Source organism: Legionella massiliensis (assembly GCF_000756815.1).
Lineage (GTDB): Bacteria > Pseudomonadota > Gammaproteobacteria > Legionellales > Legionellaceae > Tatlockia > Tatlockia massiliensis.
Window position 1 is genome coordinate 920001 of sequence record NZ_CCVW01000001.1, and the last position, 24915, is coordinate 944915.

Below are 24915 nucleotides of genomic sequence, written 5' to 3' on the forward strand. Positions count from 1 at the left end.
GAAGGACGTGGAATCCTGCGAAAAGCTTTGGTGAGCTGGAAACGAGCGTTTAACCAAAGATGTCCGAATGGGGGAACCCGGCTGTAGTGATACAGTCATCTGCAACTGAATACATAGGTTGTAGAAGCGAACTCGGGGAACTGAAACATCTAAGTACCCGAAGGAAAAGAAATCAATTGAGATTCTCTCAGTAGCGGCGAGCGAACGGGGAAGAGCCTGGTGTGATTTATCATCAATAGCGAGTAGAACGCTCTGGGAAGTGCGACGATAGAGGGTGATAGTCCCGTATACGAAGCATTGATGAAGAACTAAGCACGCGAACAAGTAGGCCGGGACACGTGTAATCCTGGTTGAAGATGGGTGGACCATCATCCAAGGCTAAATACTACTTACTGACCGATAGTGAACCAGTACCGTGAGGGAAAGGCGAAAAGAACCCCGGAGAGGGGAGTGAAATAGAACCTGAAACCGTTTGCGTACAAGCAGTGGGAGCATGTCTTTGGATGTGTGACTGCGTACCTTTTGTATAATGGGTCAGCGAGTTACTTTCAGTGGCGAGGTTAACTTATTAAGGGAGCCGTAGAGAAATCGAGTCTGAATAGGGCGCGAGTCGCTGGGAGTAGACCCGAAACCGGGCGATCTAGCCATGTGCAGGATGAAGGTTGGGTAACACCAACTGGAGGTCCGAACCGGGTAATGTTGAAAAATTATCGGATGACGTGTGGCTAGGAGTGAAAGGCTAATCAAGCCCGGAGATAGCTGGTTCTCCCCGAAAGCTATTTAGGTAGCGCCTCGTGAATGATTACTGGGGGTAGAGCACTGTTTCGGCTAGGGGGCTGTCATGGCTTACCAAACCGATGCAAACTCCGAATACCGGCTAATTGAATCACGGGAGACACACGGCGGGTGCTAACGTCCGTCGTGAAGAGGGAAACAACCCAGACCGCCAGCTAAGGTCCCAAAGTTATGGTTAAGTGGGAAACGATGTGGGAAGGCATAGACAGCCAGGAGGTTGGCTTAGAAGCAGCCACCCTTTAAAGAAAGCGTAATAGCTCACTGGTCGAGTCGGCCTGCGCGGAAGATGTAACGGGGCTAAAACCATACACCGAAGCTGCGGATGTGCACTAAGTGCACGTGGTAGGGGAGCGTTCTGTAAGCTGATGAAGGTGAACTGAGAAGTTTGCTGGAGGTATCAGAAGTGCGAATGCTGACATGAGTAACGATAAAGAGGGTGAAAAACCCTCTCGCCGGAAGTCCCAGGTTTCCTGCACGACGTTAATCGGAGCAGGGTGAGTCGGCCCCTAAGGCGAGGCAGAAATGCGTAGTTGATGGGAACCAGGTTAATATTCCTGGACTTTTTATAGGTGGTGAAGTGGGGACGAAGAAGGCTAGGTGAGCCGGGCGTTGGTTGTCCCGGTACTTGCATGTAGGCTGAGAGACTTGGCAAATCCGGTTTCTCGCGACGGCTGAGGTGCGAAGTGGTTCCGACACTACGGTGTGCGGAGAAGTCATTGATGCCAGGCTTCCAGGAAAAGCTGCTAGCCATAACCTATAGAGAACCGTACCGGAAACCGACACAGGTGGACAGGTAGAGAATACTAAGGCGCTTGAGAGAACTCGGGTGAAGGAACTAGGCAAAATGGTACCGTAACTTCGGGAGAAGGTACGCCCTTTTTTGTGATATGCCTGCGCATTGAGCGAAAGAGGGCCGCAGAGACCAGGTGGCTGCGACTGTTTATTAAAAACACAGCACTCTGCAAATTCGTAAGAAGACGTATAGGGTGTGACGCCTGCCCGGTGCCGGAAGGTTAATTGATGGGGTCATCTTCGGAGAAGCTCTTGATCGAAGCCCCGGTAAACGGCGGCCGTAACTATAACGGTCCTAAGGTAGCGAAATTCCTTGTCGGGTAAGTTCCGACCTGCACGAATGGCGTAACGATGGCCACACTGTCTCCACCCGAGACTCAGTGAAATTGAAATCGCTGTGAAGATGCAGTGTACCCGCGGCTAGACGGAAAGACCCCGTGAACCTTTACTATAGTTTTGCACTGGACTTTGATGATAACTGTGTAGGATAGGTGGGAGGCTATGAAGTGAGGACGCTAGTTCTCATGGAGCCGACCTTGAAATACCACCCTGTTGTTATTGAGGTTCTAACTTGGTCCAGTAATCCTGGATGAGGACAGTGTATGATGGGTAGTTTGACTGGGGCGGTCTCCTCCCAAAGAGTAACGGAGGAGCACAAAGGTACCCTCGGTACGGTCGGACATCGTACCAAGAGTGTAAAGGCAAAAGGGTGCTTGACTGCGAGAGTGACGGCTCGAGCAGGTACGAAAGTAGGTCTTAGTGATCCGGTGGTTCTGAATGGAAGGGCCATCGCTCAACGGATAAAAGGTACTCCGGGGATAACAGGCTGATACCGCCCAAGAGTTCATATCGACGGCGGTGTTTGGCACCTCGATGTCGGCTCATCACATCCTGGGGCTGAAGCAGGTCCCAAGGGTATGGCTGTTCGCCATTTAAAGTGGTACGCGAGCTGGGTTTAGAACGTCGTGAGACAGTTCGGTCCCTATCTGCCGTGGGCGTAGGAAAATTGAGAGGAGCTGCTCCTAGTACGAGAGGACCGGAGTGGACGAACCTCTGGTGTACCGGTTGTGACGCCAGTCGCATTGCCGGGTAGCTAAGTTCGGACGGGATAACCGCTGAAAGCATCTAAGCGGGAAGCCTCCCTCAAGATGAGTTTTCCCATGAAGCCCGTTGAAGACTACGACGTTGATAGGTGAGGTGTGGAAGCGTAGTAATGCGTGAAGCTAACTCATACTAATTGGCTGATTGTCTTGACCATATATCCTGAATTGCTTCGGGTTGGGTTTGAGAACGAAGACAAGCTGTGCAAAAAAGCACAGGCGTTTGTGAGACCTGATTAATCAATCTTTACCAGACTGTTAAGTTGGCCAATGATAACCAACTGACAGTAACCAGTTTTCCTGGCGACCATAGCGGTTTGGAACCACCTGACTCCATCTCGAACTCAGTAGTGAAACAGACCAGCGCCGATGATAGTGTGGGGTGTCCCCATGTGAAAGTAGGTCATCGCCAGGGCTTTATCCTAAGAAGCGACTAATTTAGTCGCTTTTTTTTTAATGGAATTTTAAAAGGATATAGGGTTATGCTAGTTCGCAACATACAGGAATTTATACACAATTTAGAGCTTCGAACTGAGCGGCTAAACAGCTTTGATCGAGAGCATCTTCATTTGTTGAAGTCAAAATATGAAACACGTGACGGCAACGAAGAATTAACCCCAGAAGAACTCACCTGGATTCAGCAGATTCTTGCTGAGCGCTGTGAATCAATTAGCGACTCGCTTTACGATTACACCTTCAATATTTCTGCGGCAGCTGAAATACGCCAAGCGTGGATTATGCTCGCTAAGAATTTGGGAGCAACCCTTGAGGTGCCGTATTTATTGCTGTTGATACCTACGATGAGGCTTAGTAGCAATACTGACTTATCGGAACTAATAACTTCATTCGAAACAGGTCACCTCTTTCTTTCACATAATAATGCCCCAGACTCGACCCGTGATTTGTTCACGGCATTAGAAGCAGCTAGGACTTCTAGTGAACAAGAGAAAACAAAGAAATCACGACCAATTACCATACTCGAACTATACCGTATTCGTATGAAAGCAGCTTCGGAGGCACCACTTAGAGCCTTAGATGGCAGTGTCTATGCAAGTTTCTGGAAATACCTACAGGAGACAAAGCTGCCTTTTTTACAAGACAAAGGAGGGTTTCCTGGCGCTGCACTGATAGATTTAAAGATGATTTGCCGTGCGTATTCTTCAATACGAGTTAGTAGGAAGCCAGAGGATTTCGAATTCTTTTATCTGCAAATACAACAATTAATGAATACCTTGTCAACTTTTTCAACTGATGATGTACACCATTTATACGGGACTACAATCCAGGTACAGGGCAGAGCCTACTATTTAATTGATATCTTATTAGATTGTTTGAGCTACAGTAGTGATTTGGATGTGAAGCTAAAAGCTGTAGAGCAATGGCAACGGCAATTTCTTAGCCAAGCCTTAGATGCAGCGATGACTCAGGGCAGGTTAGCGGATATGAAACGTCTAATCAGGTATGGCGCTAAGTTTGATGTTCTCAACTCTTCTGGGAAACGAGCACTTAACTTAGTTTCGTCTCCAGAGGTCATTGATTTTATTGATTATTGTGAGATAAAAGAATTATTTTTAGCTGTGACCGCAGGTAATTTGCCAAGAGTGCAGCAACTTATTCAAGCAGGACTTGATTTGTTTGTACGTGACCAGGAAGGCCAAACGCTATTGCACGTGGTTAATAACCCTGCAATAGCAGAGTTGTTAATTCAACATGGTTTGACCTTAGATCAGAAAGATATCAAGGGGAATTTACCCTTACATTCGGCTGTTATGCGCAGCAATTTGGATGTAGTGAAGCGTTTTTTGCAAGATAAGACCGCACTTTCACAGGTTCAGTCTATTAACGAACTGGGAAATACCCCGCTTCATATTGCGGCACACCAAGATTTTGAACCCGTGTCTTATAGGCAAAGTTTAACAATATTGTCGGCAGCTAAAAAACAGCGCCTTAATAACCTGGCAATTATGAAATGTTTAGTTGATGCCGGAGCAAATCCAAATGCGCAAAACCACTTTGATTTTACTCCCTTACATCTGGCTGTGAGTTGTTGTCATGGTTGTTTTGGCGAAAAAAGAAATGTCATTAAAGCTGACTATAGCCATGTTAAAGATAAGGTTGATTTTTTATGCCGAAGTGGTGCTAATCCCGCATTGGAAACAAACTCAACAAAAATAATTAAGACGGAAGGCAGGTATCAAAATTACTGTTTTAATATTTTTGAGGAAAGTACTGCGCTAGGTATTTTGTACTTATATGGTGGTCAAGGCCCTAATATTGATCAAAAGAACAAAATTAAAACAGAAATAGCAAGCATCTTAATAAGTTACGGAGCAGCTGTCACAATCGTAGATCAGCAGCGTTTATCTTTGTTACATAGCTGTGCAAGACATGGAGATTGGCAGGGATTAGCTTATTTTATTGAAAAGAGGCTCAATGCTGATTATCAGCCAGCTCCTAATGAAGTGTCTCCATTGCATCAATTACTATATTGGCAAGGTTCAGAGTCTTGCTGGGCATCTACAGAGGCTTGCCTTGAAGAATTACTTGAAGCTGGAGCCAATCCGAATATCGGTGTTCTGTGGCCAATTAGAATCAATGTTGATATGCCTGTTGAAGATCTTAATGATATCGAAGTCAACGCTCTCTTTGAAAAAGATAATGTGATTAGCCATCAATTAAAGCTCCAAGGGGAACAAGTTGTTCCAGAAAAGCTAAGGCGGAACGTACTCAAGGCAAAATGGGTGGAGTGTGGCCGTAAGCCGCTGGCTGCAGATGTTTCGCTTTTGCCAGAAGAATATGCGCAAATGAGTCCATTTGTGGAGCTTTGTGATGAGGCAATTGAGTATTTAAGGGATTATAGGACTAGAGTAGCGCAGGAGCAGCTGAGGGTTGGTTGTTCAGGATGACGGAATGTAGGGGCGAGGGCGTGACCTATTACTCCCTTCGCCCCAAACATTGGGAGCAGGTGCCCGTAGGGCGGATGAAGGGAGGCTTGTTCGAAGCTCGTTCCCGATATTAGGCCTAGGGAGCTGACCTAAATCTAGTCTATCGCCAGGTACTTATTCTTAAGACGACTATAATGCTCAGCAGAGTACTCAAGATGATCTAGTTCTTTATCACTAAGGGGACGGACAAGCTTGGCTGGGTTTCCCATATAAAGGTAGCCGCTTTGCAAGATCTTACCCGGGGAAACAAGGCTACCTGCTGCGACCATGACATGGTGCTCAATATGGACATCATCAAGAATTAGGGCATTCATGCCAATTAAACAATAATCATCAACACGGCAACCATGTAAGACAACCTGGTGGCCGATGGTAACTCCTTTACCGATGATCAAAGGCTGGCCACCTGGGTTTGTGAAAGGACCATCGTGGGTAACATGTAAGATGGCGCCGTCTTGAACATTAGATAAGTCGCCAATAGTAATGTAATTAACGTCGCCCCGGATAACAGCCATTGGCCAAACTGACACATCGTTACCAAGCTTCACATCACCAATTACAACCGCTTTAGGATCGATATAGACTCCTTTGCCGAGTTCAGGATATTTATTATCAAAAGGACGAATTGCATCATTCATTTAAATTACACCATGGTTACTATTTCTTCTGCGCTAGTGGGATGTATAGCTACTGTATTATCAAAGTCGCGTTTACAGGCGCCCATCTTAACAGCAACCCCGAAACCCTGCAGCATTTCATCCGCACCATAGCCTATCACGTGCAAGCCGATGATTTTTTCTTCTGTACCTAAGGTAACCAGTTTCATAACAGTTGGCGTTTTCTCTTCACTAAGCGCATCAAATAAGGGATTAAAACGAGTTTTATAGATCTTGATTTGCTCAGCACCATAGAGTGCGATAGCTGCATCCTCAGATAGGCCTACGCTACCAATAGGCGGATGGGAAAAAATTACAGAGCAAATATTGTCATAGTCAAGATGGGCTTCTTTTTGGCCACCGAAGAGACGATCTGCTAAGCGCCGACCCGCAGCAATGGCGACAGGAGTCAGAGCCGGGCCATCGATAACATCACCAATAGCGTAAATCCCTGGAACATTTGTATTCTGATAACGATCCACTGTGATCAAGCCTCTTTTGTCTCTTTGTAGGTCGATCGCGTCGAGATTTAGATCATAGGTACGTGGAATTCGCCCCAAGGCAACGATAACAGTATCGAAATCTGACAAGCTAGATTCATTTTGGCATTTAATCGCTTTACGATGATCCTTTTGCAAACTAATGGTGTGGGCACGATGATTAAGATGGCAATGAATGCCTTGCTGCTGCATTATTTCAAGCAAGGTTTCTCCCAAAAGACTATCAAAGCGGCTTAAAGGGTGTTGACCGCGTATTAGCAAATGAGTTTCTGCGCCCAGGCTATGCAGTACGCCTGCGAGTTCAACGCCTATATAACCACTGCCTATGATCGCAACCTTGTTGGGCCTTGTTGTTAAGGAGAAAAACCCATCAGAATTAATGGTGTGTTCTGCACCATTAAAATCCTCTGGGATATAGGGCTCCCCACCTGTAGCGATAATAATGTGCTCAGCCTGGTAACGCTCCCCATTAACCTCGACGGTATCTGCGCTGACAAAGCTGCCCTTCCCATGCAGATAAGAGATCTTGTTTTGATCCAAACGGTTAGCATAATTTTCACGGAGCTTTTCTATAAAAGCATTACGCTTGTTTACCAGGTTTTTCCAATTCAGTTTGACATCGACAGGGTTAAACCCGAAATCAGGGGCTTTTCTGAGAGTATCTGCAACAGCAGAGGCATTAAACATAATTTTTTTAGGTACGCAGCCAAGATTAACGCAGGTACCACCTAAATATTCTTGCTCAACAATAGCAACCTTAGCGCCATAGCGGGATGCACGAACAGCACTGGCTATGCCACCACTACCACCACCTAAAACAATCAAATCGTATTTCATAGTTAGGCCTGATGTTTATATAGAGTTTTATTATGCTTTATTTTAGGGTGATCTATACTAAAGACAATAAATATAAAATAAAAAATAAATCTTAATGAGTGCAAAGTATTGCAGCATTATCCTGATCTTAGCTATGTTTGTCGGCTGTTGGTCCTCAGATAATGTAAAAACTTATCAAGGCTATGTTGAAGGGGAGAATGTTTATCTTGCCTCGCCCTATTCGGGTATTTTAAAAAAATTATTGGTAAGTCGCGGAGAACATGTCCAGCGCGGGCAATTGCTCTTTATACTTGACCAAAATCCCCAGGAGCTCATCGTTAAACAAGGTGAGGCCAATTTATTGCAAGCCAATAAGGTTCTGAATGATTTGGAACAACCGCGTAGAACCCCGGAAATTGAAGCGATTAAAGCCCAGATTGAGCAGGCTGATGCAGAGATGAAGCTCGCAGAGATCAGGGTAAATCGCTATGTTACCCTGTTGGAGAAGAATGCTGTCGATAAGGATACAGTGGATGCCATGATAACTCGCTACAGGGAACAAAAGAATTTAAAAGAGCAGTACGAGCAAAACCTGCAATTAGCAAGATTGGGTAGCCGTGACGAACAGATTAAAGCCCAAGAAGCCCAGGTTATTTCTCTAACGGCTCGTCTTAATGAGGTCAAATGGCAGTTAGCCCAAAAAACCATGAAGGCGCCTGACGATGGTTTTATTTTTGATACCTATTTCCGTGAGGGTGAATTCGTTCCTGATCAACAGGCAGTTTTATCCTTGTTGCCGCCGCAGTATGTTCGCATAGAGTTTTTTATTCCCTTGGACAAGCTTGCTGCTGTACATAGAGGCCAGCTTATTCACTTCAACTGTGACGGTTGCAAAGACAAGAACGAGGCCGAAATCAATTATATTTCGCCCGAGGCTCAATACATCCCTCCTTTAGTTTACAGCCGAGATAATAGTGACAAACTGGTTTTTCGAATCAGGGCTCAGATTAAGAATCCAGAAGGCTTTAAACCTGGACAACCTGTATCGGTAATTCTGCGATGAATGAAGAATTGATTATTGATGTAAAAGAGCTATGCAAAATCTTTGACGATAAGCCAGTGGTCAAGAGTGTCAATTTGCAAGTTAAAAAAGGGGAAATCTTTGGTTTCCTCGGGCCAAATGGCAGTGGTAAAACGACCACAATTCGCATGTTATGCGGCTTGTTAACGCCGGATTCAGGTCAAGGGACCTGCCTGGGTTATGACATTATTGAAGAGTCCAAAAAGATTAAACAGCATGTGGGCTATATGACCCAGAAATTCAGTTTTTATAATGAATTGTCTATCCAGGAAAACCTGATGCTGATGGCGAGAATTTATTGTCTTGATCGGCGGAAAGAGCGAGTTGAGAAAGCCTTGGAGGATCTTGGTTTGCAAAATCGTCGACGGCAATTAACCAAAGAACTATCAGGGGGCTGGAAGCAACGGCTTGCTTTGGCCGCTTGCTTATTGCACCAACCGAATTTGTTACTACTCGATGAACCGACTGCTGGCGTTGACCCCCTTGCCCGCCGTGAGTTTTGGGACAAGATTCATTTACTCAGTGAGCAAGGCGTTACCACCTTGGTATCGACTCACTATATGGATGAGGCAGAACGTTGTACCCGATTAGCCTATCTTGCCTATGGCCATTTGTTAATTACCGGAACTATCAAAGAAGTTATTGCGGCGACTAAACTTCATACTTGGATGATTTCGGGAGAAGCGATCACCAAGTTATTGCAAGAGAGCAAACAGCTCGATGGCGTAACACAGGTGGCCTTATTTGGTAATCAGCTCCATGTATGTGGTTATGAGATAGCAAGGGTAGAAAAGGGGCTTAATGAGCTAGCCAAAAAATACATTATTCATTGGCAACTCATCGCAACTACTTTAGAGGATGCCTTTATTGCCCTGGTGAATCAATCGCAAGGGGAACCACATTGAAATTCTGGTCTAGTACAAGGATGTTTGCCATCATGGCCAAGGAGTTTATCCAAATGCGCCGTGATAAGGGGACCTTTGCAATGATTATTGGTATTCCTCTATTACAGTTAATCTTATTTGGCTATGCAATCAATACAAACCCGCGCTATTTACCGACAGCAATAGTGAATACCGACCATAGTAATTTAAGCCGGCGGATTTTAGTTTCTATGGAAAATTCGACTTATTTCAAATTTGTCAGCCCAGCATCCAGTGAAAAAGAGGCCAAAGAATTATTACGCAGAGGCGATGTACAATTTGTTGTTAACTTTCCTATCAATTTCACCCATGATTTGGTCAAAGGGCTAAAGCCCTCTTTACTCTTAGAGGCTGATGCAACCGATCCCGCGGCAACTAGCAGAGCTATTTCAGTATTTAATGAACTTTCTTTGCAGGCCTTAAAAGAAGAATTAGTTGGTCCGCTGGCAAAGATAGCTGCTAGTTCTCCCCCTTATCAGCCCATAGTTCATGCAGTTTATAACCCGCTGGCGATCACCGCCTATAATATCGTTCCAGGCTTGCTCGGTGTTGTATTAACTATGACGATGGTGGTTATTACCGCACTTGCTATTACCAAAGAGTATGAATTAGGGACGATGGAAAATTTACTCGCCACCCCACTTAGGCCAATTGAGGTTATGGTTGGTAAGATTTTGCCTTATATCATTGTTGGTTATATACAGGTCTTAGTGATCTTAGTTATTGCTAAACTTTTATTCAGTGTCCCCATACAAGGCAGTATCTTTCTCTTATTGTTACTTTGTCTACCCTTTATTGCCGCGAATCTAGCGATGGGATTAACCTTTTCAACGATCGCAACCAACCAGTTGCAAGCTGTACAAGCCGCATTGTTTTTCTTTTTACCCTCGATTTTGCTTTCAGGCTTTATGTTTCCCTTTCGGGGAATGCCAGAGTGGGCGCAATGGATTGGTTCTATGCTACCCTTGACCCATTTTGTTGTAATCGTGCGAGGCGTTCTGTTAAAAGGAAATGGCTTTGTCGAAGTTTGGCAGGAGCTCATGCCTATTATTTTCTTTACGATAGTGGTTATGGGAATAGGTCTTACACGTTATCGTCAAACTCTAGATTAACGACGAAAAGCCATATTGGGCGCATCTTAAATACTTGTAATTTGTCGATTAATCCTAGGAATGTTAGGAAGCTAAAAATTGGCAGACCTTACTTTCTACCCGTTCATCAATTAATACACTGACATGATTGACGCCAGGTAGTAACTCTAATGAGGCATAGGGGTAATGCTCACAGAAAATAGTTGATTCATAGGGCTTGATCGAATGGTCTTCCTCACCATGAATGCATAGAAAGGGCGTTGTTGAGTGACTGATAAAATGGTGTAAATCAAGGTGTTTTAAATCGGTTGTTGCGCTGTCGCGAAAGATTTCTCGCAAAAGAATAAAACCCTTTCCACTAAGCCTTAGGCGTCTAGCTAATTTTGAAACGGGTACTCGCATTCTTGTGGGGGACGCGATTAATATAGCTTTCTCCGGTGCTTTTTTTAATCGCCACTCAGGGAACTTACTGGCTAGATTCAGTGTGTTTAACAACATTGAACCGCCAAAGGAATGGCCAACCACCCCATAGAAGGGCCCGAAGTTATTAATAGTTTGGCGTAAGATCATCACAGCATCCGTCCAGGGAAGCTGGATCCCTTTTGATTCGCCGTGAGCCGGGAAATCAATGGCATAAACCTGATAACCCTGCTTATGTAGCGCACGAATAAGGCGTGTCATATAAGCGGCACGAGACATCCATCCATGGGCAATAAGTATTTTGGGTGCTAAGGGGTTTTTCGGGTGATCAAAATGGTGAATGACATGATGCCGAGGAATGTCGAGTTTATAGCTGTGACTTCGATTCGTTGCAAAATACTCTATCGCTTTTCTGGCAAAATCGCGGTATTCCTTTTCTATAGGCAAATAAAGTGGGGTAATAAACACCTGATAACATAAATTAGCATGAATTGAATCGAACAGTTCGGCTATTGTATTGGCTATCATAATTCTTACCTATCCTTGCTTTAACTCTATAATAGTTCAATCAAAAACAACTAGTTTATATCTAGTAAGAATAGTATAAAAAATGGAAGTGTTCCTGGCTCTGCCGAAACAAGATAGCTGATCCTCTCTAAGGTCACCCCAAATGGAAATGTTTGAGAACAGTATAAATTTGGTGCTCAGACCCTGTTTGGCTTTCAAATAAAACAATCTCGTTAATCTTAGCGGCAGGGATCGGAGATAATCTAATTGCGTCAAGTGAGTAAGTCTGCTGTCTTCTATGGGCTAGACGCCCAATTGTCAGATGGCCGCGGAAATGCTCTTGAGCCGGCAGATAATTGAGGGCTGCTATTTCTGAACTGATTAGTTTTGCCAAATTTGCTAAAACCTCATTAGGTCCGGCTTGCAAGGCGAGCACAACAGGGTGTTTGATGCTTGGAAAAAATTCAAGTTGTCCTAACTGTAAGTCAAAGGCGTGGCTATCCCTTAGAATGCCTTGGATTTTCTCGCTTAACATGGCTAGATCGGCAGGTTGGAAGCTTTGTAGAAACTGTAAGGTAACATGCAAATTTTCTACAGGAGTCCAGCGTACCTGATGGGCCGGCAGACTCTGATTCAAAATAGTTTGGATTTCTTTGAGCAAGGCTAGTATAGGCTTAGGTAAGCGAATAGCAAAGAAAACACGCAGTGGTTTCATAGCTGGTTGAATTTTGTGAATTTATTTAAAAATTTATCATAAAAAATCTAAAAGGCGTTAGTACCTAAAAAATTTTATCCGGTTCAAAAGCTATTGCTCGCATTTTTCAAAGCTGTCTGGCAGAATCTGCAATACTTTAACTCAAGTTAGTGTAGAAAAAAGGATTATCTATGCACACCTCAAATTATTTATATCATCATGGTGAACAAGAACTACATGGCTTCCTGGCCTATGATGATAGTCACGATAGACCGCGACCCGCTGTCCTTGTTGTTCATGATTGGTCTGGACGTAATGATTTTGCATGTGAAAAAGCAGAGATGCTGGCAGAAATGGGGTATTTGGGTTTTGCTGTAGATATGTACGGTCATGGACGCATAGGCGCGTCAACCCATGAGAAAACGGGACTAATGGAGCCTCTTGCCAATGATCGTCGTATGCTTCGTGAGCGTATTCGAGCTGCCTTTGATGCCTTAGTTGCTATGCCTGAGGTCGATATTAACCGCATTGCAGTTATCGGCTTTTGTTTCGGTGGCTTATGTGCATTAGATCTAGCGCGCAGCGGAGCGGAAATCAAAGCGGTTGTTAGTTTTCATGGCTTACTAGGTAAACCAAAACAACTTCCTAACCATACAATCCATGCCAAGATTCTAGCCTTGCATGGCTATGATGATCCGATGGTCAGGCCTGCTGATGTCAATGAATTTTGTCTGGAGATGACCGAAGCCAAGGTTGATTGGCAGATGCACATCTATGGTCATACGCAACATGCTTTCTCTAATCCTCACGCGCATGATACCCAATTAGGGACAGTCTACAATGCCAAGGCTGAACGGCGCGCGTTACAGGCAATGACTAACTTCCTTCACGAGGTTCTTGGCTAAGAACTATTGTTATGCTTCCGGGTATTGGCTTGGTAGATACCCGGTGTTCTAATCGTTTTATAGATGGTTAAGAAACAGGGATATGTTGCAACAAATTTTCCAACGAGTGCTTGTATTAATTTTGCTTTTAGTCATGAAAAATGGGCTTGCTGAGTCGTTGGATCCTGAGCAAATAAAAGCATTGATTGCGGAGACTCGTGCATTAAGAGACGAGGTTGCCCAATTAAAAAAAGAGCTTGCTGAGCATCGCAATGAGCATAAGCCAGAGGCCATTAAAAAACAGCCTTCCTCGAAGAAAATCTCCCCTAGAGTCAAACCAGCTAAAAAGCCTAAAGCCAAGGCAACTCAAGTTACAACAAAGCAAACTCAAGCTACTCTGATTAAGGCGGAAAAACCCCAAGACAGGGTGCGAACCTTAGGCGGTTATAACCCCATAATTGCACCTTATCTCGGACAGGAACCCGCTTATGATGGCTCGGATTTATTGACCAATTTATCACAGCAAAATGCAGATCTATTGGCCTTACAATTCCGTGAAGAGATAGAAAATGCCTTTTCCAAGCAAAAGACCTCCCCGTTTTATCTAGTTCTAAGCGGTACCTTAGGTGCTCAGCTTGGCCTTGTCAGTCCTTATGTTGGGCGGGGAGATAGTGATATTGATTTAACCGTCGCTAATATTACTGGGCTTGCTGGTATCGGTAAGTGGATGACAGGGTTTTTTAGTTTTGACTATGACAACCTGTCTCCGAGCAGCCTGACGCCACCACAAATTGGTCCAAGAGTAGCGAACTCGCGGGTGTATCTTGACCAAGGGTTCATGACAATAGGGAATCTTAAGACCTCCGACTGGTACGCCTCTGTGGGACAAATGTATTTACCCTTTGGAGAGTTTAATAGTTATACAATTAATAGTCCTTTGACCGCTGCGCTGTTTACTACCTCGGAGCGTCCTTTATTATTGGGATATAGCCATAGTTCAGGGGTTACCGAGTTTGATGCCTCCGTTTATTTCTATCATGGCGAAACGGTTAATTCCGTTAATTCTAGTGCAGTTAATGAATGGGGTATCAATGCTGACTACCTGATTTCTAAGACAAATTGGAGTGCTGAGCTTGGGTTTGGTTATATTTCCAATATCGCTGATGCAGAAGGAATACAACGGAATGGCCAAATTTCAGATCTCTGTACAGTATTTGGCGGCTTTGCCTTTCCTTGTCAGCGAGGAAGTGTATTAAGACATAGAGTACCAGGGTTTGATCTCTATGGAAGTTTGACAGTTGGGCCTTATAGTCTGATTTCGGAATATATGACAGCCACTCGTGCCTTTGCTCCCATCGATATGACCTTTAATCATAAGGGCGCGAGACCACAGGCCTTTGATTTGGAAGCTGCCTATGCCTTTAGTTTCTTCAATAAACCAAGTAGCTTTGCTTTGGGCTACGGTTATACAAAGCAAGCTCTTGCCCTGTTATTGCCAGCTACAGAATATACAATGACTTTTACAACTTCCTTATGGCGAAATACCACGCAAAGCCTTGGCTATGAGCATGACATAAATTATGGCAGGCATTCTCTTGCGACTGGGCAGCAGTTACCTGTTTATCTGCCAAGGGATAGAGTTAATTTAGGACGCCGCAGTGATACAATTATTTTGGCGGTTAATGCTTATTTTTAGGTCAGCCCTGTCACCGTCATCCAGAGCACAGCGAAGGATCTCTTGAATAAGGCACTGTGCTCATCCCGGAGATCCTTCATTGCGCTCTGGATGACGGAATGTAGAGACAAGAAGGGGCGTGACCTAGTACATTTTTAGGGATTTATTTAATAGTGAGGGATTATGAAAGTAAGAAAATCTGGGATAGTACTAATACTTATGCTCTGTCTGGGTTTTACTGCCTGCAAAGAACTGGATCAGACTCCTACCTCCGCCTCAGGAGAAGAAGCGATCACTGGTACTGAGGGGGAAGCAAATAAGCCCTTAAAAATTAATTCTAATAAGAAATATGTAAAACATCGCCAGGTTAATCGACGCGTTATTCATCGAATTCACCGTTTACACAGAGCTTAGAGCCCACCCAACACTAGTGAGCCTGTAGAGATTTGTTCTTTAGAGCTTAGGCTCTTCTCTGATAGAGCTAAATTTTATTTGTTAACAAGCGATTGTCTTTAATTTATCCAAAAAGGTTACTAAAATCTTAGTTTAGTTTGAATTCTGCACAAATTTTAATTATTCTAGTGGGCTTAGTTTGCTGAATTTTCAGGTTTAATCAAAAGCCCGAAGTTTTATTGTTTGATAAATATGTCAATTTTGAAGTCCACTTTTTCCAGTATAGGTAGTGCTGCCGGGGTTGCCTGGCCGATTTTTGGTATTGTTTCAGCAAGCTTAGGCCTTGCTGGGCCGATGGTTGTAGCTTTAGGCACAGGCTGTGGACTATTGTTTGTACTCGTCAGTATTCCCGTTTTTTATATTTTGTATCGCAATGCCTTAGAAGAAAGAAATAAAATCGATGAGAAACTGAGTCGCAATTTATTGCTGTTTCTAGAAAATAGTCACGCAGCCTATCTCAACAATTACCGTGCAAATAGAACAGCTAGCCCAGGGCACTTTCTTTGTTCTTTACTTTTAGCGCAGGCTGATAATGAGCAGAATGCAATCCAAATCAAGTTCCTGGAGTTTATCAATAAAAAATACCCGTATTTTCTCCAAAAATATGCGAGATATGACTTAGAGCAAAAGAAAGAATGGATAGGATTGATAATCAAAGATTTTCTTATTAGCACTAACCTAGACAACGAGCTTGACCTTTTAGACGACCTGGAAGTGTTAAAAATTGCCGCTCTTGGTTTTATCGGAACCTTTGGTGCTGTCGCTGGTTGTAGCGCGGGCATGATGGGCGTCTTTGTTGCTATGGGGTTACTTGCAGGCTTTGGAGCCATGCCAATTTTAGGTTTTCTTGCCCTTGCGGCAGCTGTTTTGGCAGGAGTCTGCACGGCAGGTATCTCGGTGCATATTGCCTTAGAAAAAGACAAAAAATCGCAATTATCCAAGGACTTCAAAAAATTTAATCGTGACTTTGTTGCAGAATTTGACCTGACGCATTACCAAGCGCCTCAACAAGGGGACAGTGAAAATGAATTTGACATGTATAGAGCCAAGCTAAGGAAGAGAATAGTGAATCCTGCAAGGGTTAAAGGAGGGTTATTCACAGCAGAGGACGACAACCGAGATAATGTCGAACTGCAAATACTAGAACCTGCAATTCAGGGTGCTTCTCCATTGAGTATTGTAGCTAGCATTTAACAGTGATATAAAATTCAAGTTCATTTAATTATCAAGGAGTCGGTGAGATGTCACAAAAATTTAACGATGTAACTAAGGGAATCAGTACTCAACTAGCAAAAATGCGCAAAGAAATGCCTGAACTAATGGCTGGGTTTTCAGCGCTTGCTCAGGCTGCTACCAAAGATGGTGCCTTGGATAAAAAAACCAAAGAATTGATCGCTATGGCTTTAGCAGTAGCTAACCACTGCCCTGGTTGTATTGGCTTCCACTCACAAACCTTAGTCAAATTGCAAGCTAGCCGCGAAGAGCTGATGGAAACTTTAGGTATGGCTGTTTATATGGGGGGCGGGCCTTCTCTGATGTATGCTGCAGAAGCTCTGGAAGCCTTTGAGGAGTTTAGTGGTTAAGCGCTGTTCGCCCCTCAGGGGGAAGGGAAGAATCAAGGTATATCCCTTCTCCCTTCTAGGGAGAAGGTACCCGTAGGGCGGATGAGGGGTCTAGCCTGCAACTCTTAACTAAAAGAGTAACTCTCTTCGGAATCCAGCTCGATTTCCTCATCTGCATTACTCACTAAACAGTTTTTAGTTAGCAAAGCTGCGCCGACCAGTAGTATTAATAATCCGGTAACCAGGAGGCCGATACTAACTGGTAAACTCAGCGTGATAACTGCGGTAAGCGCTAAGGTAGCAACTCCCGTAACAGTGGCACCGATAAATAACAGGCCTAGGCTTGCTGTATAGGATTTGGAGTCAGTAGCTGGCTCGCTCGGTTTTTTATCCTCTGCTTTAAAAAAAGTTGCTCGCTTACTAAATCTAGGGCTCTCTGTTTCTGTGATGACAGTTTCTTTTTTCTCTACCAAGGGAATAGTTGGAAGGAGTGGGCTTTGTTCGTTTGGCTGAGGAGGCATCGCTTTCTTGCCCGTTTTTTCTTTCTTCACGGGTGGGAGGAGTAGTGAGTGTAATTCCTGGCCAAGTGTTCCTCCGCTCTTTTGCCGTTTATAAACCTCAGAGCATGTTGCTAGGGAAGCCAAATTGGCTAAGGCATGTATCCAGCAGGTCGATGTTTTTGGGGGCTGTTCTATGCCTGGGATAAATTGAATTTTAGAACTATTGGTTTGCAGGAAAGGATTAGTGTCGATATCGCGTTGGGCAGTAATCCCTTGTTTAGTTTGGGCTTTAGCGTTTAAGCGGGAGTCGGTGATTGTAATACTTTCTAATTCGCCCTTCTCATCCATTTGCGCAAACAAAGCGTGCCAATGAGCCCCTTCTCCGTTGGAGTAGTGGCGCATATGACAAATTTTAGCGTGGGGGGTTCCTGTTGCTAAAAAAACGTTCTCAGCAAAAACATCCTCCTGCTCGATTAAACCCCAAGCGGATTCATCAAAAGAGTCAATAGCGAAAGTTATGGAGCCCTCAGTGGGTTTGAAGGAGGGATCTAATTTGTTGCAAAGCTGGAGGAAGAGATCTTCGAGCGAGGATTCTACTGTTTCTCCACTCGCGAGGTCTTCATGTGTCCCTAAGGCTGAGCCAGATTTCAGAATGTCTAAGAGTGAAGGCATAAGACCTTGTTTGTGCAAATTTTGTGTTATTTAAACATATATGAGTCTGAACATCAAATTTATCTATAGCAGTGATCCAACCCACAAAGCTTAATTGATGAATATCCTTATCTAAGGAAAACCTTGATTACGCTGCGCTCTGAGTGGTCCTGGCATTTTTTTAATCAAAGTATCATTTAGATACCTATATGGACATTAATAAGTTACTTTGACTTATATTTGTGTCATTCCCGCGTAGGCGGGAAACTATTTCTGAAAGTGGTTCCTCACTTTGTTTGCACGATGGTTTCCCGCCTACGCGGGAATGACACACAAAAGAACAGGAAGAACTTATATGGCACATGCTTTCTGTTTAAAAAAATGCAAGGATTCCTCAGCGCTGCGCTGCATCAAGGTTTCATTTAAAATTCACTGCAACCAGTCTGCATTTATTTCTGCGCGTTTAAAATTGTCCCCATATGCTGCATTTGATTGATTGCACTTTGCTGCACTGGGTTCATGACTGGGGTTGTGGTAGTGTTTTGCTGTACCTGTTGTACCAAATTTGAGATGGTGTTTTGTTGCTGTTGGCAGGGGTATTTTTTTATAACGCCCAGCCAAGCAACCTGTGAAACAGTCATCCGGTTCTTATCACTTTGCTGGCTTGAAATGTCTTTATAGGTTTGTTGGATAATAGTATCGAGCTCTGCTGCATCCAAACTAGCGCCTCCTGGCAGACAAAATAAGGGTTTTCCCTGATTTTTTGCTAAATCATTTGCTTGGGTTAGAGTTTCAGCAATGCTTTCGCTGGTAATTGTTAGCACGTTTCGTGCTGAACGCGCCCAGGCTTGTGATTGTTGATCAGCTTTCATTTCCATTTGAGGGATGTTACTAGAAATATTGATGTAATTATCGATAGTGTCAGCTTGTACATTACAGGAACAGACTACGATAAATGAAAAAATTAAACGTCGCATAATTTGTCCTAAGGCCCCTAGCTGTTGTTGGCTTTATTTATATAGCCTTTTTCCAGCTGACGCAATAAGTCATCTTTATTTAGCGGCATCTGGCTAAGACCGATGTATTTATCCGGGCGTAGCAAGATTGCTGTTGCCTCATTAATTGCAAAGCGCTTATGGATATCCTGGTTATTATCAAACCATAGAGAAGAGTGCTGAATTCCCTGTTCATTGCTGTTAGCCAAAATAAGATGCGTTTTAATCAAACCTGAATAGTGCTCTTCGATGGCTGAGGCTGTTTTAATCAGCGGTTCTAATTGGCCATTATCGCGACCAGCGAAGAGAAGTAGATGATGTTCTGTGCCTTGAGTTAGGTCTCGGAAGGATTTTTTTTCCTTGGTTTGGGCCTCAGTCAAATTAAAATCTAAGAGAAACTCACCGATTTTAAATTTGGTTTTGGTGCCTAATTCAGTGACGATGGGACTTTTTGCATAACTAAGATCTAATTCAGAAACATCTTTTAAAATTGCCATTCTTACTGGTTTCAGGGAAGTAACGAGATGCAAGAATTGGTTACGTAAGCGGATAAGCAGAGGATTCCGCAGCATAATCATTCTTGTCATCAAACCTGTTTTTTGTAAAACGGCTTGTGCAATGGGGAAACGTTCAAGGTGATAACTATCCAATAATTGCTCCCTGGCCTGCCCCTTGTGAACCATGGCCAGTTTCCAGGCAAGATTATAAATATCTTGCAGTCCAGTATTCATTCCCTGACCGCCCATTGGACTATGGACATGGGCTGCGTCGCCAGCGAAAAAAACGCGATTATAGCGGTATTGATCGATTTGTTTATGGGCTATCCCAAATTGGCTGAGCCAGATCGGGTTTGACAAAGTTGCCTTCTCCGAGCAACGACGGCTAAACGCCTCTTCGATATCTGTCATAGTGGGATCTTTATATTCGATTTTTTCAGGAGCAGTCATCACTATGCGATAACGTTTTTTACCCATAGGAAAACAGACCATTGGGCCTTCATCACTAGTGAAACCGACCATCTTATTTTCAGGGAGATCCCAGTCAATGAAGAGATCCGCAAGCCACCATGTTTGCTTATAACTGGAGCCAATAAATGGGGCTTTTACCAATTCACGCAGGGTACTATGGGAGCCATCACAGGCAATAACCCAGCTTGCCTCTATCTGTTCACTGTTGCCGTCGTTCTTCTCTAAGGTCGCAAGAACCCTTGCTGATTGCTGTTCGATATTGGTTAATTCAGTATTCCACTCGACATCTAGCCCTTTACCGCGAAGGCCTTCATAAAGAATGTGTTCCGTCTGATCCTGGGCAAGATCAATGAGAAAATTATAATCTGCTTCAAGTATAGTGAAGCTGTTATCCATTAATTGCTTCTCTTTGGATTTGAGAATGATACCGTCGACCTTATGGCCTCTTGCAAATACTTCATCAAGAAAGCCACAATCCTTCAGCAGATCCAGAGTGCGGATATGGAGAGCTAAGGCTTTAGATTTATCAGTTATAGTTGGTTTTTTGTCGATAAGGCGACAGGGTAAACCATGGCGTGTTAATTCATTTGCACAAAACAAGCCTACAGGGCCTGCACCAACAACTAGTACGTCCAATGCTTCGTTAGACATAATCACTCCATAATTTTGCAATGTCTCGTTTCTAGCTTAGTCTTCTTCAATCTGAACAGCAAGAGCATCCAAAACCCGAGGAACCATTGCATAAAAACTGGCTGTCATAACAAGTTCAATAAGTTCGCTGGAGTTAAAAAATGCTGCTGCGCTCTTGTGTACCTCCTCACTAACCTTACCTTGCACAATGGCTTCTGTCAGTGCCAAGGCCGCTTTTTCTTCTGCACTGAAGGCGTGGGAGGAAGGCCACATGGCTAATTCGGCGACCTTATGCTCTGCGACGCCGGCTTTTTGAGCCATCTTGCGATGTTGATGCCACTCATAACTAGAGTTTTGTAACTGCGCGGTTCTTAAAATCATCAGTTCCCTTAGCTGCCGAGGTGTTTTAGCATCGAGACGCAGGCTATAAGCAAATTCTAACCAGGTATCGAGCATTTGGGGGTGATTGGCCAAAATGCGGTAGAGATTTATTGGTTTGCCGCCAAGCTCTTCAATGCGTTGTGCAGTTTGGGGATTGATATCAGCAAAAGAATAACGTGTCATAAAGAAATCTCCTTTTAATTTTATGTTCTAGCTAAGATCTATATTTATAATAAGCCTTAATGGTCGTTCCAGACAAAAGAGATTTAAAGATGGCTGAGTACTTAGAAATTGCTGACAGGGTTAAAGCCTGGACTCGCTACGTTCCCTTTGCAGAAAATGCCAAACAGCAGGTGCTTAATCTTGCTTCCTTGCCTATTATTTTCAAGCATATAGCTATCATGCCTGATGTTCACTTAGGAATAGGGGCGACTGTCGGAGCGGTTGTGCCTACTAAGAATGCTATTATTCCAGCTGCAGTTGGCGTTGATATTGGTTGTGGGATGATGGCTGTCCAAACCAATCTTTTCGCAGACGAGCTTCCAGATAATTTGTCAGGTTTACGTTCAGCAATAGAAAGAGCAATTCCCGTTGGTTTTGGCAAGTGGCGGGAGGATGAGATTCCCTCCTTGGCTATTGGCAAATGGCAAAAAGCACTTGATAAAGACTATGCAATAATCCTGCAACGCCATCCCATGCTTGGCCATAATAAAAAAACTAATAAGCGAATGATTAACGATATCAATGAGTTAGGCACTCTGGGAGGGGGGAATCATTTTATTGAAGTCTGTTTGGATGAGCAAGAACAGCTTTGGCTAATGCTCCATAGCGGCTCGCGTGGGGTTGGTAATTGTATCGGTAATTATTTTATTGAATTGGCCAAGCATGATATGGCGCAATTGCTTGGCAATCTGCCTGATAAAGACTTGGCCTATTTATCCAAGGGAAGCAAACATTTCGATGATTACATTTTTGCTGTCAATTGGGCGCAAAAATACGCACAAAACAACAGGGAAGTGATGATGCAACTTTTACTCAACACCCTGGCTAACGTACTTCATCGAAAAATTGATCCCCATCGCTTTGTGGTTAACTGTCATCACAATTATGTTGCCCTGGAAAACCATTTTGGCCAGGATATCTATGTCACACGTAAAGGCGCTGTTTCCGCCAAAAAAGATGAGTTAGGCATTATTCCTGGTTCCATGGGGGCGCGATCCTTTATTGTGCGTGGTTTGGGGAATGAGGAGAGCTTTTGTAGCTGCAGTCACGGGGCTGGGCGCCTGATGTCGCGCCGTGAAGCGAAAAGGGTTATCAATTTGGCTGAGCATAGAAAAGCGACAGCAACCGTTGAATGCAGAAAGGACAAGGCGGTTCTGGATGAAAGTCCTCGAGCCTACAAAAATATTGATGATGTCATGAAATCCCAGCAAGATTTGGTTGAGATTGTGTTTACGCTCAAGCAAATATTATGTGTAAAGGGGTAAAACAAAAGCACTGTGCTAATCCCGGAGATCCCTCACTATGTTCGGGATGACGAGGCCTTTGCCCCAAAGGGGCTGGGGCGCTCCCAAAGACGTACGTCATGTCGAACGTAGAGAGACATCTCCTGAGTGTAGCACTGTGCTAATCTCGGAGGCCTTTGCCCCAAAGGGGCTGGGGTGCTCCCAAAGACGTACGTCATGTCGAACGTAGAGAGACATCTCCTGAGTGTAGCACTGTGCTAATCTCGGAGATCCCTCACTATGTTCGGGATGACGAGGTCCTTGCCCCAAAGGGGCTGGGGCACTCAGGATGACGGAATGTATGGGCACCTAGGACGTGACTTGTTAGGAGTTTGAATTAGTTGTTTTTTAAATTTACTAAATAAACTATGAAGGATGCTAAAGTGCCGGTTAGCCAAAAAGCCTATCAATGGATAGCAAGCCTCTATTTTTTTCAAAGTATCCCCTTTGTTGTCGTTAGTTTGATTGCAACGATGATGTATCAACAGCAAGGGATGGATAATAGCCAATCTGCTTTGCTAACCAGTTTATTAGTCATTCCCTGGGCGATTAAACCCCTGTTTGCCCCATCTCTGGAAAAATTTTCCACCAAGAAGCGCCTAACGGTTTTGACAGAGGGATTGATTGCTGCATTATTTCTCCTTTTGGCTCTGAGCGCTGACAACTCTTATTTTATCTCGATTAGCACCTGTGGTTTCCTTTGTTTGGCGCTGAGTTCCTCAATTCACGATATTGTTTCCGATGGCGTTTATCTGCTCAATCTGGATGAGGAAAATCAAAAACGCTATGTTGCCCTGCGCAGCTTCTTTTACCAATTGGGGCGTTTGGTGATCAAGGGGGGATTACTGGCTGTTGTTGGTCAACTGGCTATTCATTATAAGGTGAATGCCTGGCAGGTTTTTTTTGCTGTAGTCTTTGCGATAACCTTCCTGCTGATGCTCTACCATAGTTTGAAAATCCCCGAAGTGGAAACGCGTTCGACGCGTTTTAATCGGGAATATTTTTCAATATTCAAAACCTTAATGACTTCAAGACAGGTTTACCTCCCGCTGATTTTTATCTTTTTATATAATTTTACCGACGCGCAAATGCAGAAAGTTGTCCCTTTGTTTCTGCTCGATAAACTAGGACTGGATCTTAGTTTAGCTCGTGTTGGTGAGATCTATGGCATTTCTGGCAGTCTTGCCCTAATGCTGGGGATTTTTATTTCTGGCTTCCTGTTGAGCCGTTTTTCGCTGGCTGCCTGCTTGAAACGATTTACGATCTTATTGCTATCCGGCCATTTCTTTTTCTTCTTGTTGGCTCTGCATAGGCCAAGTCTCTATGCTATCTATGTGACAATCTTATTTAGTCAATTTGCCTTTGGTTTGGCAAATGGTGCCTATATGGGCTATCTCTTGTCAGTAGCAAATAAGAGCGCCTATCCTATGTCAATGTACACGGTATGTACGGCTACGATGGCCCTAAGTTATGTCTTCTTTGGAGCCTTTAGCGGCTGGATTGAACAAGTTTTAGGATATAGTTATTTTTTCTTCTATATTTTTCTGGCGAATTCTATGTTGGTTTTATTAACTTATTGGATGATGCATAGACATGGATGAGTTGTTGGTGCAATTTGAAAATGATTTGGTACAGGCTAATCTCTTGAGCGAATGTGATGAGGCACTGAATCGCTATCTGAGCAAAAAGGGCATTAGTACCTATTCCTTTACGTACTATGCCTATCACCCTAATTCTTCGAACAAATTACAATACGATATGTGTTCTGCAAACTTTAAGGTCTGGCATCAGCATTATCTTGAGGAACAATACAACAATATCGATAGTACCTTGAGCTTTGTTTATAACAACCATTTGCCCATCTATTGGAATTTAAGGCAGCAATTAGCCCAGGCAAGTACCGAGGCTGAGCGCAAAATGAGGGAGGATTCTATTGCCTTTGGTGCAGAATCTGGTTTGTCGATTCCTATTCACGGTGCCCACAATAATTTTGCAATTCTGCTGTTAGTACAAATGCAACATGAGCAATCGAATTTACAGCAGCAGATAATACAATATGAATTTTTTGTTGCTGCCTATTTATATTTCCATTATATCCAGACTCATCTTCTTGCTGAGGCGCCAGAAAAAGAGTTATTCCGGCTGACCCAGCGTGAAATTCAATGCTTATTGTTGATAGCCAAACAGTATTCAGTCAAACAAATGGCTCAGCACCTTGAACTTACTGAGCGCACAATCAATTTTCATATTCAAAAGCTCAATAAAAAACTGGGAACGAAAAACAAATACCAATCTTTGGCAAAGGCACTGGAACATCGGTTGCTTACGCTTTGATAGATGGTAAACCTAAGGCAACGTCATCCAGAGCACAGCGAAGGATCTCCGGGATTA

The 24915-nt window shown here is 43.7% G+C and carries 20 protein-coding genes and 2 rRNA genes (1 of these 22 cut by a window edge); 14 read left to right on the forward strand and 8 right to left on the reverse strand.

The window, feature by feature from the left end; translation table 11 throughout:
• From BN1094_RS03925 to BN1094_RS03935, 3 genes are all read left to right on the forward strand, one after another.
• Nucleotides 1-2845: ribosomal RNA gene (locus tag BN1094_RS03925) — 23S ribosomal RNA — on the forward strand; it begins 50 nt to the left of the window's first position.
• A 141-nt stretch (nt 2846-2986) separates the two neighbouring features.
• Nucleotides 2987-3102, forward strand: a 5S ribosomal RNA gene (rrf, locus tag BN1094_RS03930).
• 67 nt (nt 3103-3169) lie between these two features.
• Nucleotides 3170-5593 carry an ankyrin repeat domain-containing protein gene (locus tag BN1094_RS03935; RefSeq protein ID WP_043873049.1) on the forward strand — a complete coding sequence of 808 codons (2424 nt, stop codon included), beginning with the start codon at nt 3170-3172 and terminating at the stop codon, nt 5591-5593.
• Nucleotides 5594-5727: 134 nt separating this feature from the next.
• Here the strand turns inward: BN1094_RS03935 and BN1094_RS03940 are convergent, their stop codons facing one another.
• Together BN1094_RS03940 and gorA are read right to left on the reverse strand one after the other, a co-directional pair.
• A complete protein-coding gene (locus BN1094_RS03940; protein WP_043873050.1) occupies nt 5728-6270 on the reverse strand; it encodes a gamma carbonic anhydrase family protein in 543 nt (180 codons plus the stop codon).
• A 5-nt stretch (nt 6271-6275) separates the two neighbouring features.
• The gene (gene gorA / locus BN1094_RS03945; protein ID WP_043873051.1) at nt 6276-7625 is read right to left on the reverse strand and encodes a glutathione-disulfide reductase; all 1350 of its coding nucleotides are present in this window, start codon (nt 7623-7625) and stop codon (nt 6276-6278) included.
• A gap of 94 nt (nt 7626-7719) precedes the next feature.
• On the opposite strand from gorA, the gene BN1094_RS03950 reads away from it, so the two are divergent.
• Genes BN1094_RS03950 through BN1094_RS03960 form a run of 3 tightly spaced genes read left to right on the forward strand, consistent with a single transcriptional unit; the run spans nt 7720 to nt 10720 of the window.
• Entirely contained in the window at nt 7720-8667 is a 948-nt protein-coding gene (locus tag BN1094_RS03950) for an HlyD family secretion protein (RefSeq protein WP_081934979.1), read from the forward strand.
• Nucleotides 8664-9590, forward strand: coding sequence for an ABC transporter ATP-binding protein (locus BN1094_RS03955; RefSeq protein ID WP_043873053.1), 927 nt, complete (start codon nt 8664-8666; stop codon nt 9588-9590). The genes BN1094_RS03950 and BN1094_RS03955 overlap by 4 nt, the downstream gene beginning before the upstream one ends.
• A gap of 32 nt (nt 9591-9622) precedes the next feature.
• Complete coding sequence (locus BN1094_RS03960; RefSeq protein ID WP_281175041.1) at nt 9623-10720, forward strand: ABC transporter permease; 1098 nt, start codon at nt 9623-9625, stop codon at nt 10718-10720.
• A 63-nt stretch (nt 10721-10783) separates the two neighbouring features.
• On the opposite strand, the gene BN1094_RS03965 is transcribed toward BN1094_RS03960, so the two are convergent.
• Nucleotides 10784-11647 carry an alpha/beta fold hydrolase gene (locus BN1094_RS03965; protein WP_043873055.1) on the reverse strand — a complete coding sequence of 288 codons (864 nt, stop codon included), beginning with the start codon at nt 11645-11647 and terminating at the stop codon, nt 10784-10786.
• Nucleotides 11648-11780: 133 nt separating this feature from the next.
• Complete coding sequence (thpR, locus tag BN1094_RS03970; protein ID WP_043873056.1) at nt 11781-12341, reverse strand: RNA 2',3'-cyclic phosphodiesterase; 561 nt, start codon at nt 12339-12341, stop codon at nt 11781-11783.
• Nucleotides 12342-12511: 170 nt separating this feature from the next.
• On the opposite strand from thpR, the gene BN1094_RS03975 reads away from it, so the two are divergent.
• The 5 genes from BN1094_RS03975 (at nt 12512) to BN1094_RS03995 (ending at nt 16915) form a co-directional block, all read left to right on the forward strand.
• A complete protein-coding gene (locus BN1094_RS03975) occupies nt 12512-13225 on the forward strand; it encodes a dienelactone hydrolase family protein (protein WP_043873057.1) in 714 nt (237 codons plus the stop codon).
• A gap of 82 nt (nt 13226-13307) precedes the next feature.
• The gene (locus BN1094_RS03980; RefSeq protein ID WP_043873058.1) at nt 13308-14900 is read left to right on the forward strand and encodes an LbtU family siderophore porin; all 1593 of its coding nucleotides are present in this window, start codon (nt 13308-13310) and stop codon (nt 14898-14900) included.
• A gap of 162 nt (nt 14901-15062) precedes the next feature.
• Nucleotides 15063-15293 carry a hypothetical protein gene (locus tag BN1094_RS03985; RefSeq protein WP_043873059.1) on the forward strand — a complete coding sequence of 77 codons (231 nt, stop codon included), beginning with the start codon at nt 15063-15065 and terminating at the stop codon, nt 15291-15293.
• 231 nt (nt 15294-15524) lie between these two features.
• Nucleotides 15525-16526: a hypothetical protein gene (locus tag BN1094_RS03990; protein ID WP_043873060.1), complete on the forward strand. Its 1002-nt coding sequence runs from the start codon at nt 15525-15527 to the stop codon at nt 16524-16526.
• 47 nt (nt 16527-16573) lie between these two features.
• On the forward strand, nt 16574-16915 hold the full coding sequence (locus tag BN1094_RS03995) for a carboxymuconolactone decarboxylase family protein (protein WP_043873061.1): 342 nt from the start codon (nt 16574-16576) through the stop codon (nt 16913-16915).
• Nucleotides 16916-17019: 104 nt separating this feature from the next.
• Here BN1094_RS03995 and BN1094_RS04000 read toward each other — a convergent pair whose 3' ends face one another.
• From BN1094_RS04000 to BN1094_RS04015, 4 genes are all read right to left on the reverse strand, one after another.
• On the reverse strand, nt 17020-18066 hold the full coding sequence (locus BN1094_RS04000) for a hypothetical protein (RefSeq protein WP_043873062.1): 1047 nt from the start codon (nt 18064-18066) through the stop codon (nt 17020-17022).
• Nucleotides 18067-18494: 428 nt separating this feature from the next.
• Nucleotides 18495-19022 (reverse strand): phosphatase, encoded by a 528-nt coding sequence (locus BN1094_RS04005; RefSeq protein WP_245614163.1) that lies wholly within the window; start codon nt 19020-19022, stop codon nt 18495-18497.
• Nucleotides 19023-19039: 17 nt separating this feature from the next.
• Entirely contained in the window at nt 19040-20659 is a 1620-nt protein-coding gene (locus tag BN1094_RS04010; protein ID WP_043873063.1) for an FAD-dependent oxidoreductase, read from the reverse strand.
• 36 nt (nt 20660-20695) lie between these two features.
• Nucleotides 20696-21202, reverse strand: coding sequence for a carboxymuconolactone decarboxylase family protein (locus BN1094_RS04015; protein ID WP_043873064.1), 507 nt, complete (start codon nt 21200-21202; stop codon nt 20696-20698).
• 89 nt (nt 21203-21291) lie between these two features.
• On the opposite strand from BN1094_RS04015, the gene BN1094_RS04020 reads away from it, so the two are divergent.
• The 3 genes from BN1094_RS04020 (at nt 21292) to BN1094_RS04030 (ending at nt 24858) form a co-directional block, all read left to right on the forward strand.
• Complete coding sequence (locus BN1094_RS04020; RefSeq protein ID WP_043873065.1) at nt 21292-22506, forward strand: RtcB family protein; 1215 nt, start codon at nt 21292-21294, stop codon at nt 22504-22506.
• A 401-nt stretch (nt 22507-22907) separates the two neighbouring features.
• The gene (locus BN1094_RS04025; protein ID WP_245614164.1) at nt 22908-24125 is read left to right on the forward strand and encodes an MFS transporter; all 1218 of its coding nucleotides are present in this window, start codon (nt 22908-22910) and stop codon (nt 24123-24125) included.
• Nucleotides 24118-24858, forward strand: a complete 741-nt coding sequence (locus BN1094_RS04030) for a helix-turn-helix transcriptional regulator (protein ID WP_043873067.1) — start codon at nt 24118-24120, stop codon at nt 24856-24858. The genes BN1094_RS04025 and BN1094_RS04030 overlap by 8 nt, the downstream gene beginning before the upstream one ends.
• Nucleotides 24859-24915: the final 57 nt, after the last annotated feature.

Excerpts from the sequence above, each read along its gene's own strand:
- BN1094_RS03995 (WP_043873061.1), top strand. The coding sequence starts at position 16,574 with ATGTCACAAAAATTTAACGATGTAACTAAGGGAATCAGTACTCAACTA.
- thpR (WP_043873056.1), bottom strand. The coding sequence starts at position 12,341 with ATGAAACCACTGCGTGTTTTCTTTGCTATTCGCTTACCTAAGCCTATA.
- BN1094_RS03940 (WP_043873050.1), bottom strand. The coding sequence starts at position 6,270 with ATGAATGATGCAATTCGTCCTTTTGATAATAAATATCCTGAACTCGGC.
- BN1094_RS03985 (WP_043873059.1), top strand. The coding sequence starts at position 15,063 with ATGAAAGTAAGAAAATCTGGGATAGTACTAATACTTATGCTCTGTCTG.
- BN1094_RS03960 (WP_281175041.1), top strand. The coding sequence starts at position 9,623 with ATGGCCAAGGAGTTTATCCAAATGCGCCGTGATAAGGGGACCTTTGCA.
- BN1094_RS03955 (WP_043873053.1), top strand. The coding sequence starts at position 8,664 with ATGAATGAAGAATTGATTATTGATGTAAAAGAGCTATGCAAAATCTTT.
- BN1094_RS03975 (WP_043873057.1), top strand. The coding sequence starts at position 12,512 with ATGCACACCTCAAATTATTTATATCATCATGGTGAACAAGAACTACAT.
- BN1094_RS04015 (WP_043873064.1), bottom strand. The coding sequence starts at position 21,202 with ATGACACGTTATTCTTTTGCTGATATCAATCCCCAAACTGCACAACGC.
- BN1094_RS04020 (WP_043873065.1), top strand. The coding sequence starts at position 21,292 with ATGGCTGAGTACTTAGAAATTGCTGACAGGGTTAAAGCCTGGACTCGC.
- BN1094_RS03965 (WP_043873055.1), bottom strand. The coding sequence starts at position 11,647 with ATGATAGCCAATACAATAGCCGAACTGTTCGATTCAATTCATGCTAAT.
- BN1094_RS04030 (WP_043873067.1), top strand. The coding sequence starts at position 24,118 with ATGGATGAGTTGTTGGTGCAATTTGAAAATGATTTGGTACAGGCTAAT.
- BN1094_RS03980 (WP_043873058.1), top strand. The coding sequence starts at position 13,308 with ATGTTGCAACAAATTTTCCAACGAGTGCTTGTATTAATTTTGCTTTTA.
- BN1094_RS03950 (WP_081934979.1), top strand. The coding sequence starts at position 7,720 with ATGAGTGCAAAGTATTGCAGCATTATCCTGATCTTAGCTATGTTTGTC.
- BN1094_RS04005 (WP_245614163.1), bottom strand. The coding sequence starts at position 19,022 with ATGCGACGTTTAATTTTTTCATTTATCGTAGTCTGTTCCTGTAATGTA.
- gorA (WP_043873051.1), bottom strand. The coding sequence starts at position 7,625 with ATGAAATACGATTTGATTGTTTTAGGTGGTGGTAGTGGTGGCATAGCC.
- BN1094_RS03990 (WP_043873060.1), top strand. The coding sequence starts at position 15,525 with ATGTCAATTTTGAAGTCCACTTTTTCCAGTATAGGTAGTGCTGCCGGG.
- BN1094_RS04000 (WP_043873062.1), bottom strand. The coding sequence starts at position 18,066 with ATGCCTTCACTCTTAGACATTCTGAAATCTGGCTCAGCCTTAGGGACA.
- BN1094_RS04010 (WP_043873063.1), bottom strand. The coding sequence starts at position 20,659 with ATGTCTAACGAAGCATTGGACGTACTAGTTGTTGGTGCAGGCCCTGTA.
- BN1094_RS03935 (WP_043873049.1), top strand. The coding sequence starts at position 3,170 with ATGCTAGTTCGCAACATACAGGAATTTATACACAATTTAGAGCTTCGA.